This is a genomic window from Streptomyces sp. bgisy159 (assembly GCF_057707805.1).
Genome location: NZ_JBYIQX010000026.1, coordinates 68,536 through 81,108, shown reverse-complemented (window position 1 = coordinate 81,108; position 12,573 = coordinate 68,536). Strand labels below are relative to the sequence as shown.

The window sequence follows — 12,573 nt, the reverse complement described above, 5'->3', positions numbered from 1 at the left end:
CACGGGCAGGTGGAGTGCAGGACGATCGGCGCGGGGGCACTCGGGGTGGGGTCCGTCGGACTCGGGTGCATGCCGATGAGCTGGGGCTACAGCGCGTCCCGGCGGCGGGGCGAGGAGTCGCTGAGGGCGGTCCACCGGGCGCTGGACCTGGGGTCGTCGCTGCTGGACACCGCCGACATGTACGGGCCGTTCACCAACGAGCTGCTGCTGGGCCGGGTCCTCAAGGAGCGTCGGGCGGACGCGTTCGTGGCGACGAAGGTGGGCCTGCTGGCCGGCGACCAGCACATCGTGGCCAACGGCCGCCCGGGCTACGTGCGCAGGGCCTGTGACGCGTCGCTGCGCCGGCTGCAGACGGACGTGATCGACCTCTACCAGTTGCACCGCGCCGACCCGGAGGTCCCCGTGGAGGAGACCTGGGGGGCGATGGCCGAGCTGGTCCAGGCGGGAAAGGTGCGGGCGTTGGGCCTGTGCGCGGTCGGGGTGCGTGGCGGGCGGCGGACGGGCGGGGCCCGGCTGTACGACGCGACGTTGCGCCAACTGCGAAGGGTGCAGCAGGTGTTTCCGGTGAGCGCGGTGCAGGCCGAGCTGTCGGTGTGGTCGCCGGAGGCGCTGGAGGCGCTGCTGCCGTGGTGTGCGGAGCGCGGGGTCGGCTTCCTCGCGGCGATGCCTCTGGGGAACGGTTTCCTCACCGGGACCCTGACCCCCGGCCAGGGTTTCGAGCCGGAGGACATGCGGGCCCGGCATCCGCGCTTCACGGCCGAGATGATGGCCGCCAACCAGCCGATCGTGGCCGGCCTGCGCCGGATCGCCCGCCGGCACGGGCCGGACGTCACCCCGGCGCAGGTGGCGCTGGCCTGGGTGCTGTCCCGGGGCCGCCACGTGGTGCCGGTGCCGGGTACCAAGCAGGAGCGGTGGGTGCGGGAGAACGCCGGGGCGGCGGAGCTGCGGCTGACCTCGCGCGACCTGGCGGAGGTGGCGGCGCTGCCGGGCGCGCTGGGGTCCTGGGAGTGAGCACCGCCGCACCGGCTCTCACGGCGGGCGGTTGGAGTTCCGGTGATCGGGAACCTGGGAGGCGCGAGCGGTGTATGACAAGGAGAGATCACCGCGTCGAAGGGACCAAGATCGTGCGACGTCGAGCTGTGACGGCCGTGTTGGCCGCGGGCACGCTGCTGCTGACGGCCGGCTGTTCCTCCGATGACGCGGGCCCGCCCGGCGCCACCTCGCGGGGTGCCCCGTCCGCGCCGGCCACGCCCTCACCCCGGGCGACCGAGGAGACTCCGCCCGCCAAGGGGACGGTGACGGTGGTGCGCACGGTGGCCGAGGGCCTGCGCAGCCCCTGGGGCATCGCCCCGATCCCGGACGGCGACCTGCTGGTCGCCTCCCGCGACGAGGGCACGATCACCCGGGTCGACCCGGACACCGGCCGCAAGACCGAGCTGGGCGAGGTGTCGGGGGTCGAGCCGGGCGGCGAGGGCGGGCTGCTGGGCATCGCCCTGTCACCCGACTACGCCGCGGACCACATGATCTACGCGTACTTCACGTCGGCCTCCGACAACCGCGTGGTCCGCATGATCTACGACGAGAACAAGCCCGCCGGGGAGCAGCTCGGCGCACCGGACACCCTGTTCAAGGGGATTCCCAAGGGCGTCATCCACAACGGCGGGCGGATCGCCTTCGGCCCGGACCGGATGCTGTACGTGGGGACGGGTGAGACCGGCGACCGGGGGCTCGCCCAGGACGAGGACTCCCTGGGCGGCAAGATCCTCCGGCTCACCCCGGAGGGCGAGCCCGCCCCGGGCAACCCGTCGGCCGACTCGCCGGTGTACACCCTCGGCCACCGCAACGTGCAGGGCCTGGCCTGGGACCGCAAGCAGCGGCTCTTCGCCTCCGAGTTCGGCCAGGACACCTGGGACGAGCTCAACGCGATCAAGCCGGGCGACAACTACGGCTGGCCCGAGGTGGAGGGGCGTTCCGGCGACGGCGACTACCACGACCCGATCGCCCAGTGGCGCCCGGAGGAGGCCTCTCCCAGCGGCATCGCCTACGCGGAGGGCTCCGTGTGGATGGCCTGCCTGCGGGGCAACCGGCTGTGGCGGATCCCGTTGAAGGGCACGGAGACCTCGGCGCAGCCGCAGGCCTTCCTGACCGGCGAGTACGGGCGGCTGCGCACCGTGGTGGCGGCCGGGGGCGACCGGCTGTGGGTGGCCACCAGCAACACCGACGGCCGGGGCGACCCACGGAAGGGCGACGACCGCATCCTGGAGCTGCGGGTGAGCTAGCGCCTGTCCCCGGCGCCGTCCGGGCCTCTCGCCGCCTGCCGCGCCCCCGCCTGCCCCAAGGCGTCCGCTCCGTCGCCGCCTGTCGCGTCACCGTCCGCCTCGCCGCCGCCCGGGGCCGCGCCGCCCGGGTCCGCGCCGGGCGTGGCCCGAGGGTCCGCCTCGCCGTCGGCGGGGGCCCGCTTCCGCAGCCGTACGACGACCTTGCCTGAGTCGAGGTCCACCGGTCCTCGTCCCGGGTCGTTGTCTCCGACGTCCTCGCGGCTCAGTTCCAGCCGTTTCCGCTCGTCCCGGGTGTGCCTGCGACCCGGCGCGAACAGCTCTTCCAGGGCGTTGAACACGCGTGCTCCTTCCCGGGCCGCGGCGGAGCCGCCGGCGTGCCCGTCATCCGGTGCCCGCTCCCGCCGCCACCTCCGCCGGGAACAGGCCCAGCCGGTGGGCGACGGCCGCGGCCTCGCCCCGGCCCGAGACGCCCAGCTTGGAGAGGATGTTGGAGACGTGGACGCTGGCCGTCTTCGGGGAGATGAAGAGCTCCTCGGCGATCTGGCGGTTGGTACGCCCGGCGGACACCAGGCGCAGGACGTCCCGCTCACGGTTGGTCAGGCCGAGGGCGTCGGCCGGGGTGGGCGCGGACCGGGTGGCGTGGCTCAGGGTGAGCCGGGCGCGCTGGGCGAGGCGGCTGACGGCGTCGGCCAGCGGGCGGGCGCCGAGATGCTCGGCCACCGCGCCCGCCAGCCGCAACAGCTCGGTGGCGCGGGCCCGCTCGTCGTCGCCGGGGGCGGTGGCCAGCAGGGCCTCGGCGAGCCGGTGGCGCACCCGCGCGAGGTCGTACGGCCGCTGGAGCGGTTCCACGGCGGCGAGGGCCGCGCACCACTCGTCGGGGTCGAGCCGGCCCTCGGCGCGCATCAGTTCGGCGCGCACCCACTGTTCGTGGGCGCGCCACAGCGGGGCCCCGGTGGCCAGGCCCTTCGCCGTGGTGCGCAGCAGGTCGAGGATCCGGCCCCGCCCGGCCGCGGCGGCGGGCACACCCAGCGCGTCGGCCTCGGCGGTGGCGGCGGCGAGCACCAGCGGCCAGCCGTAGCGCTGGGTGCCGGGCGGCAGGCCGGCCTCCAGGGCGTGCTCCAGCTCGGCGCGGGCGCCGTCCAGCCGGCCCTCGGCCGCCGCGATGCCGAGGGCGAGCCAGCTCATCGGCAGGGAGTACTGGGGCATGACGTCGTGCGTGCCGAAGGAGCCGCGGGCGGTCGCGAGATGGCCGGCGGCCCCGGTCAGATCACCCCGGGCGAAGGCGAGTTGGGCGAGGCGGACCGAGCCGGCGGTGCGCGGCTTGGCGCTCTGCTCGAAGCGCTGGGCGTTGGCCGCGGCGGCCGCGGCATCGTCCCAGCGGCCGAGGGAGAGCAGGGACTCGGCGAGGTTGCCCCAGATCCACGCCTCGGCGTCGACCAGTCCGAGCCGACGCGCGACGGGCACGCCCTCCTCCAGCAGGGCGACGGCGTCCGCCGAGCGGCCGACGCCCTCCAGCACGGACGGCAGGTTGACCAGGGCGCGGCCCAGTTCGCTGTCCAGGCCGAGTTCCGCGGCCCGCGCCTTGACCTCGTACATCTCGGCGAGGCCGGCCTCGGTGTCGCCGGAGTCGACGCGCAGGCCGCCGAGGGTGAGGCGGGCGTTGAGTTCGATGTCGTGGGCGTCGACCATGCGCGCGTACTCGACGGCGCGTTCGGCGGCTGTCAGGGCGTCGGGGCCCGGTTCGTGCAGCATGCACCAGCTCGCGACGGCGGCGAGGACCTCGGCGTGCACCTCGGACGGCGGCAGACCGCGGACCAGGTCCTGGGCGGTGGCCAGTTCGGTCCAGCCGTCGCTGCGGGCGACGGCCTGCATCAGCCGGGAGCGCTGCACCCAGAACCAGGCGGAGCGCTGCGGGTCGGTGTCGTCGGCCAGCAGGCGCAGCGCCTTCTTGGTGATCTTCAGGGCGCGGTCGCGTTCGCCGCACAGGCGGCCCGCGACGGCGGCCTCGGCCATCAGGTCGAGATAGCTGAGCGTGGTGGTGGCGGGGTCGCAGCCGCAGGGGCGGTAGACCTCGGCGTGGTCGATCAGGCGCAGGCCGGCGCGGACGTTCTCCGGGGCGGTGTCCCACAGCTCCATCGCCCGCTCCAGAAGGCTCAGTTGCTCACTGTAGGCGTGGCGGCGGCGGGCCTGGACGGACGCGTCGAGGACGGCGGGCAGGGCCTTGGCCGGTTCGTGGGCGTGGTACCAGTAGCTGGCCAGCCGGGTGACCCGCTCGTCGGCGGGCACCAGCGCGGGGTCGGCTTCCAGTGCCTCGGCGAAGCGCCGGTTGAGGCGGGAGCGCTCGCCGGGCAGCAGGTCGTCGCTGACGGCCTCGCGGACGAGGGAGTGCCGGAAGCGGTAGCCGTCGCCGACGGGGGCCGCGGTGAGGATGCTGGCGTTGACCGCGGCCCGCAGCGCCTCGATGAGGTCGTCCTCGGGGAGCCGGGCGACCGCGGCGAGCAGCGGGTACTCGACGGTGGAGCCGCCCTCGGCGACCATCCGGGCGACCTGCTGGGCGTGCTCGGGCAGCGCCTCCACCCGCACCAGCAGCAGGTCCCGCAGGGAGTCGGTGAGACCGGTGCAGCAGCCCTCGTGGCCCGCGACGGCGAGTTCCTCGACGAAGAAGGCGTTGCCGTCGGAGCGGGCGAAGATCTCGTCGACCTGGGCGGGGTCGGGTTCGGCGGCGAGAATACCGGCGACCTGCCGGCCCACCTCCTCCCGGTTGAACCGGGCGAGTTCGATCCGGCGGACCGTGCGCAGCCGGTCGAGTTCGGCGAGCAGGGGGCGCAGCGGGTGGCGGCGGTGGATGTCGTCGGAGCGGTAGGTGGCCAGGACGACCAGGCGGCCGGTGCGCAGGGTGCGCAGCAGGTACGACAGCAGGTGGCGGGTGGAGGCGTCGGCCCAGTGCAGGTCCTCCAGGGCGACGACCACGGTGCGGTCGGCGGCGACGCGCTCCAGGAGCCGGGCGGTGAGCTCGAAGAGACGGGCCATGCCCTCCTCGTCGTGCCGTCCGGTGCGCGGCTCGCCGAACTCCGGGAGCAGGCGGGCCAGCTCCTCCTCCTGGCCGGCCGCCGCGGCGGCCAGTTCGCCCGGCAGGGCGGCGCGCAGGGCGCGCAGCGCGGTGGAGAACGGGGCGAACGGCAGCCCGTCGGCGCCGATCTCCACGCAGCCGCCGACGGCGACGACGGCGCCGGCGCGGCAGGCCGCGCCGGCGAACTCCTCGACGAGCCGGGTCTTGCCGACCCCGGCCTCACCGCCGACGAGCAGCGCCTGCGGCTCTCCCGCGGCGGCGCGGGCGAGCGCGTCGTGCAGGGTCTCCAACTCGGCGGCGCGGCCGACGAAGACGGGACTGACGGACCTGGTCTCCACGGGTCCGAGCATCGCACACGCTTCCGACATCGCCCCATCCCTTATCGGATCACCGGGAACGGCGCCGGCTCAGGCCGCCCGCGCGAACCGGTGGCGGCCGCTGAGGCGCCGGGTATGGGACTCGGGCTCGGCGTTCTTCCGTGCCTGACGCCGGGCGCGCAGGGCCTCGCGGACCAGCCGGTCCTGCCGGGCCCGGCGGATCAGCTCGGCGGAACGGTGCTGGTGCAGTTCGTAGGCGTACATGGTGTCCCCCTCGGACGACGGTTTCTGGCATCGCTGTGTGCGATGCCCCAACCTTCGTCTCCCAGGGGGGCCGGTCGCATCGGGAGAGTGCCGCATCTTGGGGGGCGGGGCGGGTCCTTAGGCGGGGCCGGCGGGGACTTAGCGGAGCCCCGGGTCCTCAGACGGGGCCGCCTCTCCCCGGGGCAGCCTCAGCCGGCCGACGGCAGTCCGAGCAGGGCGTCGCTGTACGTGAGGACGGCCAGGAGCAGTCCTACGAGGCCCAGCGCGACGCCCGCCCAGGCGGCCGACCGGATCCACCCGGACTGGGGCCGGCCCGGGACACCGAAGGCGGGGCGCAACAGCACCACGACGGCGGTGACCAGAGCGGCCAGCGCGAACAGGCCCGCCCAGAGCGCGGTGGTGTGCCAGGCGTCGCCGTAGACCTCCTGGATCTGCCGGGCGACGCTCGCGCCCGACGAGGTCTCCAGCCGGCCGACGAGGGTCTCGCGGGCTGCGGCGACGGTGCCGGTCCAGCCGCCGGTGAGCGAGACCACGCCGAGCGCGACGGAGACGATGGCCCCGGCGCCTTGCCCGACCTCCGACGAGCCGCCCTTCTCGCCGGCGTCGATGCTCACGGTGTTCTCGGTCTCGGCGTCGCCGACCGTCGCGGGGGTCTCGGCGGTCGCGGGGGTCTCGGCGGTCACGGAAGCCGCTGAAGTCTCCGCGGTCTCGGGAGTCTCCGCGGTCTCGGCGGTAGTCCTGGTGTCCATGCCCGGCACCGTACGGACGCTGTCTGAGAGGCCCCTTAATGATCGGCGCGTGCCTCACGCGCGCGTGCCTCACGCCATTCGGGGGCGAGCACCGCCCACAGTTCGGTGCTGGTGCGCACGCCCCGGTAGGGGTAGTTCTCGCGGAGCACGCCCTCGCGGGTCATGCCCAGCCGGCGGGCCACGTTGAGGCTGGCCTCGTTGGCCGTGGAGGCGTACCACTCGGCGCGGTGCATGCCGCGGTCGTCGAACGCCCAGTCCAGCAGGGTCCGCATCCCGCGGGTGACGAGGCCGCGCCCCGCCGCCGCGGGCACCAGCCAGCAGCCGGCCTCGCAGACACCGAGGGAGGTGTCCCACACCCGGAACAGCAGTCCGCCGACGAGCTCGCCGTCCAGCCACAGCCCGTGCAGGCTGCCGGCGTCGGCGGCGCGCTTCTCGGCGTACGACCGCAGGTAGGACCGGGCCGTCTCCAGGTCGGTGATCCTGTCCGGCAGGCCGACGTGGCGGCCGATGAACTCCCGGCCCCGGTCGATGTTGGCGAGCAGGTCCTCGGCGTGCCAGACCTCCAGGGGCCGCAGTTCGGCGCCGTCCTCACCCAGGGATTTCGCGTACATCCCGCTGGTCCTGCTCCTTCTCCAGTTCCGCCACGACGTCCGTGAGCCTCTCATGGGCGGCTGCACGGCACTCGGGCGGCTCGATGCTGATGCGGGGCATGCGGCGGTCCAGCCAGGCGGGCAGCCACCAGTTGGCGCCGCCGAGCAGGTGCATCAGGGCCGGGACGAGGAGGGTGCGCAGGACGAAGGCGTCCAGGGCGACGGCGGAGGCCAGCGCGATGCCGAACATGGCGATCACCCGGTCGCCGCTGAGGACGAAGGCGAGGAACACCGAGATCATGATGACCGCCGCGGAGTTGATCACACGGCTGGTCTCGGCGAGGCCGACGCGGACGGCGACCCGGTTGTCGCCGGTCTCCAGCCACTCCTCGTACATCCGGCTGATCAGGAAGACCTGGTAGTCCATGGAGAGCCCGAAGAGGACCGACACCATGATCACCGGGAGGAAGGGCTCGATCGGGCCCGCGCGGCCGAGGCCGAGCAGTTCGCTGCCCCAGCCCCACTGGAAGATCGCGACGACCACGCCGAAGGCGGCGGCGACGGCGGCCACGTTCATCGCGGCCGCCTTCAGCGGGATGGCGACCGACCGGAAGGCGAGCAGGAGCAGCAGGCAGCCCAGTCCGATGACGACCCCGACGAACAGGGGCAGCTTGCCGACGATGACGTCCGCGAAGTCGTCGTATCCGGCCGTGACGCCGCCGACCTGGACGTCGAGCGAAGTGCCGCTCTCGGCGCGGGGCAGCACCTCGGTGCGCAGCCGGTCGACGAGGTCGCTGGTCGCCCGGGACTGCGGCGCGGAGTCGGGGACGACGGTCAGGTACGCCGTCGTCCCGTGCGAGTCGTAGATGACCGGCGTGACGGAGGCGACGCCGTCGGTGGCGCGCAGGGTGGTGTCCAGGCCGTCGAGGGCGAGCCGGTCCTCGGCGCCGTCCACGTGGGTCACCAGGGTGAGCGGTCCGTTGACGCCGGGGCCGAAGCCGTCGGCGAGCAGGTCGTAGGCCTGGCGGGTGGTGCTGGTCTGCGGGTCGTTGCCCTGGTCGGAGGTGCCCAGGCGCAGGCCCATGGTGGGCAGCGCCAGCAGGGCGATGACGGCGAGGGCGAGGGCGCCGAGGGCCTTGGGCCGGCGCTCGACGAACGCCGACCAGCGGGCGGCGAGCCCGGTCGGTACCTCGGGCTCCGGGCCCAGCTCGGTCAGCCGGCGGCGCTCGCGGCGGCTGAGGGCGCGCGGGCCGATGAAGGACAGCAGGGCGGGCAGCAGGGTCACCGAGGCGGCGACGGTGAGGACGACGGTCAGGGATGCGGCCATCGCGACGCCGTTGAGGAAGTTGAGCCGCAGGGTCAGCATGCCGAGCAGCGCTATGCACACGGTGGCGCCTGCGAAGACCACCGCGCGCCCGGTGGTGGCCACGGCCTGTGTCGCGGCCTCCGGCACGGACAGGCCCCGCTTCAGCCCGCGCCGGTGCCGGGTGACGATGAACAGCGCGTAGTCGATGCCGACGCCGAGCCCGATGAGCATGCCCAGCATGGGCGCGAAGTCGGCGACGGTCATGACGTGCCCGAGCAGCACGATCCCGGCGTAGGCGGTGCCGACACCGACCAGGGCGGTGGCGATGGGCAGCAGGGAGGCGGCGAGCGAGCCGAAGGCGAGGAAGAGCACCACCGCGGCGACGGCGACGCCGATGACCTCGGCGAGGTGTCCGCCGCTGGACTCGGTCAGCCCGACCGCGCTGCCGCCCATGGCCACCTGCAGGCCGTCGCTCTCGGCGGCCTCGGCGGTGCGCACGACGGCCTCGGCCTCGGTCCTGTCGATGTCCGAGGCCCGGTCCTCGAAGGTGACGGTGGCGTACGCGGTGCGGCCGTCCTCGCTGATCCGGCCGGTGCCGCCCTGATCGTCGTACGGGCTGGTCACGGTGGCGACGCCGGGCAGGTCCTCGATCTGCCGCAGGGTGCCGTTCATCGTCTGCTCGACGTCGGCGGCGCGCACGGTGCCGGAGTCGGTGTGCCAGACCAGGGTGTCGCTGTCGCCGCCGAGGTCCGGGAAGCTCTCGGCCAGCAGCCGGCCGGCCTGGCCGGACTCGGTGCCGGGGACCTGGTAGTCGTTGGAGTACGCGGTGCCGGCGACCGTGGCGCCGGCGGCGATCCCGCCGAAGGCGAGCAACCACAGCAGGACGGCGACAAGGCGGCGCTGGACACACCAGCGTGCTAGTGCTGCCACGACGTGCTCCCGAAAGGATTGGGGATCTTTGACCGGGAACAGTCGTCGATGGACGGAACAGCCCGCAAAGAACGCATGAGCAAACTGCTGCCACTCTTGCAGGACAAAGAGATCGATTGAGGCATTCGTGTGCTTCTTCACATGGCTGGGGGGCACATGGGAGGCACGTCACAGCCCCCGGACGTGGGGCGGGTCACAGCCGCCGGCCGCCCGGCTCTCCCCCGCGCTCAGTCGAGCTGGTCCCCCACGGCCATCACCATCACGCCGGCGATCAGCAGCCACAGGGCGCGCCGGGTGCGGCCCCGCGCGCCGAGAACGGCGGCGAGCGCGCAGACGGCGGCTCCGAGGGCGTAGGCGGCCGGGACGGTGGCCGGAACGGGTCCGGTCAGGCGCAGCAGGGCCGCGGCGAGTCCGGCCAGGGTGAGCAGAGCACCGGTGCCGACGGCGGCCCAGCGGGCGCGCCGGGCGTCTTCGGGGCCGTCGGTGCCGTCCTCGGCGTTGTCGGGGCCGTTCTCGGTGTCGTCGGTGGGGTCGGCGTCCGCCTCGGTGTCCTCGCGCCTGTCGAAGTCCGTACGTCCACTCATGGCGCGGGAGCGTACCTCGTACGGGTGAGTGCGGAATCGGCGCGTCCGGTGAAAGGGTGTCGGCCCCGGACCCGTACATGGTTTCCGAGAAACGCCGAAGACACCGAAGACGCCGAGAACGCCGAGAGCAAGGAGCCCCGTCACCGATGCCCGCCGACCGTGCCGATCTCGCCGAGCCAGCCGTGGTCCCCCCATCCGCAGGACCCACCGGACTCACCCTGCCTGCGCGCGCGTCCTGGACCTGGGCTGCGGACGGGCGCTCACCTCGGTGTTCCTGGCCCGGGAGTACGACGTCCAGGTCACCGCGGCCGACCTGTGGATCAGGCCGGACGAGAACGCCGCCCGGGTCGCCGAGGCCTGCTTCGCGGACCGGGTGTTCCCGGTGCACACCGAGGCGCACGACCTGCCGTTCGCGGAGGGCGGTTTCGACGCGATCGTCTCCGTCGACGCGTACCAGTACTTCGGCACCACCGACCTCTACCTTCCCACCCTGACGCGGCTGCTGAAGCCCGGCGGCCGGATCGGCGTCGTCGTGCCCTCGCTGCGCGAGGAGCCGACCGGCACCGAGCCACCGGAACACCTCGGGGAGCACTGGGACCCCGGGTTCTGGGCGTTCCACTCCCCCGCCTGGTGGCATCGCAACTGGACCCGCACCGGTGCCGTCGAGGTCGAGACGGCCGACTGGCAGCCGGACGGGTGGCGCGACTGGCTGCTGTGGAGCGAGGTCTGCGCCGAGGAGAGCCCGAGCGAGTTCACGGCGACCATGGCCCGCGACTCCGTGGACCTCCTCCGCGCCGACGCCGGCCGTTCGCTCGGTTTCGCCCGGATGGTGGGCCGCCGCCGCTGACACGCGCCCGGCCGGGCCGGCGGGTACGGCACATCCGGACGCGCAGGGGGCGCTTCGGACCGGATGCCCGAAGCGCCCCCTGCGGGCGGTGTGGGGTGCGGTGTGGGGTCAGCCCTCGCTGACGCCGAGCTTCTCCAGGATCAGCTCCTTGACGCGGGCCGCGTCGGCCTGGCCACGGGTGGCCTTCATGACCGCGCCGACCAGCGCGCCGGCCGCGGCCACCTTGCCGCCGCGGATCTTGTCGGCGACGCCCGGGTTGCCGGCGATGGCCTCGTCGACGGCGGTGCCCAGGGCCGAGTCGTCGGAGACGACCTTCAGGCCGCGCTTGTCGACGACCTCGTCCGGGGTGCCCTCGCCCGCGAGGACGCCCTCGATGACCTGGCGGGCCAGCTTGTCGTTCAGGTCGCCCTTGGAGACCAGCTCGGTCACCCGGGCGACCTGCGCCGGGGTGATCGCCAGCTCGTCCAGCGCCTTGCCCGACTCGTTGGCGCTGCGCGCCAGCTCGCCCATCCACCACTTGCGGGCGGAGGCCGCGTCAGCACCGGCGTCGATCGTGGCGACGATCGGCTCCAGCGCGCCGGCATTCAGGATCGCCTGCATGTCGGTGGCGGAGATGCCCCATTCGGCGAGGAGCCGGTTGCGGCGGGCCAGGGGCAGCTCGGGCAGACCGGCGCGGATCTCCTCGACCCACTCACGGGAGGGGGCGACGGGAACCAGGTCCGGCTCCGGGAAGTACCGGTAGTCCTCGGCCTCTTCCTTCACGCGGCCCGAGGTCGTCGACCCGGTGTCCTCGTGGAAGTGGCGGGTCTCCTGCACGATCGTGCCGCCGCTGTTCAGAACGGCCGCGTGCCGCTGGATCTCGAACCGGGCCGCACGCTCCACGGAACGCAGCGAGTTGACGTTCTTCGTCTCCGAGCGCGTACCAAACTTCTCGGTGCCGTTCGGGCGCAGCGACAGGTTCACGTCGCAGCGCATCTGGCCCATCTCCATCCGGGCCTCGGAGACGCCGAGCGCCTTGATGAGCTCGCGCAGCTCACGGACGTAGGCCCGCGCGACCTCGGGAGCGCGCTCCCCGGCACCGACGATCGGCTTGGTGACGATCTCGATGAGCGGGATGCCGGCGCGGTTGTAGTCCAGCAGGGAGTGGGACGCGCCGTGGATGCGGCCGGTGGCGCCGCCGACGTGCGTCGACTTGCCCGTGTCCTCCTCCATGTGGGCGCGCTCGATCTCCACGCGGAAGGTCTCGCCGTCCTCCAGCTGGACGTCGAGGTAGCCGTCGAAGGCGATCGGCTCGTCGTACTGGGAGGTCTGGAAGTTCTTCGGCATGTCCGGATAGAAGTAGTTCTTCCGGGCGAAGCGGCACCACTCGGCGATCTCGCAGTTCAGCGCGAGACCGATCTTGATCGCCGACTCGACGCCGGTCGCGTTGACGACCGGGAGCGCGCCGGGCAGGCCGAGGCAGACCGGGCAGGTCTGGGTGTTGGCGTCCTGGCCGAGAGCGGTCGAGCAACCGCAGAACATCTTGGTCTTGGTGCCGAGTTCGACATGGACCTCAAGGCCCATGACGGGGTCGTACGACGCCAGCGCGTCCTCGTACGACACCAGGTCGGTCGTGGTGGTCACGGTGTAGCTTCCCT

At 73.6% G+C, this 12,573-nt stretch carries 10 protein-coding genes and 1 pseudogene; 3 read left to right on the top strand and 8 right to left on the bottom strand.

From position 1 onward, the window contains the following. Window positions 1-9 precede the first annotated feature (9 nt). Window positions 10-1,011, top strand: coding sequence for an aldo/keto reductase (locus AC3ET3_RS23700; protein WP_432137847.1), 1,002 nt, complete (start codon window positions 10-12; stop codon window positions 1,009-1,011). 74 nt (window positions 1,012-1,085) lie between these two features. Further along, window positions 1,086-2,279, top strand: coding sequence for a PQQ-dependent sugar dehydrogenase (locus AC3ET3_RS23695; protein WP_432137848.1), 1,194 nt, complete (start codon window positions 1,086-1,088; stop codon window positions 2,277-2,279). Here AC3ET3_RS23695 and AC3ET3_RS23690 read toward each other — a convergent pair. The 7 genes from AC3ET3_RS23690 to AC3ET3_RS23660 all read right to left on the bottom strand — a co-directional run bounded on the left by AC3ET3_RS23690 (window position 2,276) and on the right by AC3ET3_RS23660 (window position 10,089). Beyond that, window positions 2,276-2,617, bottom strand: coding sequence for a DUF6191 domain-containing protein (locus AC3ET3_RS23690; RefSeq protein ID WP_435612833.1), 342 nt, complete (start codon window positions 2,615-2,617; stop codon window positions 2,276-2,278). The two genes, AC3ET3_RS23695 and AC3ET3_RS23690, sit on opposite strands and share 4 nt — an antisense overlap. Window positions 2,618-2,660: 43 nt before the next feature. Further along, window positions 2,661-5,699: a helix-turn-helix transcriptional regulator gene (locus AC3ET3_RS23685; protein ID WP_432157270.1), complete on the bottom strand. Its 3,039-nt coding sequence runs from the start codon at window positions 5,697-5,699 to the stop codon at window positions 2,661-2,663. A gap of 57 nt (window positions 5,700-5,756) precedes the next feature. Beyond that, window positions 5,757-5,930, bottom strand: coding sequence for a hypothetical protein (locus AC3ET3_RS23680; protein ID WP_432137850.1), 174 nt, complete (start codon window positions 5,928-5,930; stop codon window positions 5,757-5,759). 188 nt (window positions 5,931-6,118) lie between these two features. Beyond that, window positions 6,119-6,679, bottom strand: coding sequence for a hypothetical protein (locus AC3ET3_RS23675; protein ID WP_432137851.1), 561 nt, complete (start codon window positions 6,677-6,679; stop codon window positions 6,119-6,121). Window positions 6,680-6,714: 35 nt separating this feature from the next. Beyond that, window positions 6,715-7,290, bottom strand: a complete 576-nt coding sequence (locus AC3ET3_RS23670; protein ID WP_432137852.1) for a GNAT family N-acetyltransferase — start codon at window positions 7,288-7,290, stop codon at window positions 6,715-6,717. Then, a complete protein-coding gene (locus AC3ET3_RS23665; RefSeq protein ID WP_435612832.1) occupies window positions 7,268-9,505 on the bottom strand; it encodes an MMPL family transporter in 2,238 nt (745 codons plus the stop codon). Before AC3ET3_RS23665 ends, AC3ET3_RS23670 begins: the two co-directional genes overlap by 23 nt. A gap of 227 nt (window positions 9,506-9,732) precedes the next feature. Further along, the gene (locus AC3ET3_RS23660) at window positions 9,733-10,089 is read right to left on the bottom strand and encodes a hypothetical protein (RefSeq protein ID WP_432137854.1); all 357 of its coding nucleotides are present in this window, start codon (window positions 10,087-10,089) and stop codon (window positions 9,733-9,735) included. A gap of 223 nt (window positions 10,090-10,312) precedes the next feature. Between AC3ET3_RS23660 and AC3ET3_RS23655 the strand changes: the two are divergent. Beyond that, window positions 10,313-10,936, top strand: a pseudogene (locus AC3ET3_RS23655) (methyltransferase domain-containing protein); the annotation flags it as partial. Window positions 10,937-11,044: 108 nt separating this feature from the next. Here AC3ET3_RS23655 and gatB read toward each other — a convergent pair. Continuing rightward, the gene (gene gatB, locus AC3ET3_RS23650; RefSeq protein ID WP_432137855.1) at window positions 11,045-12,559 is read right to left on the bottom strand and encodes an Asp-tRNA(Asn)/Glu-tRNA(Gln) amidotransferase subunit GatB; all 1,515 of its coding nucleotides are present in this window, start codon (window positions 12,557-12,559) and stop codon (window positions 11,045-11,047) included. Window positions 12,560-12,573 lie beyond the last annotated feature (14 nt).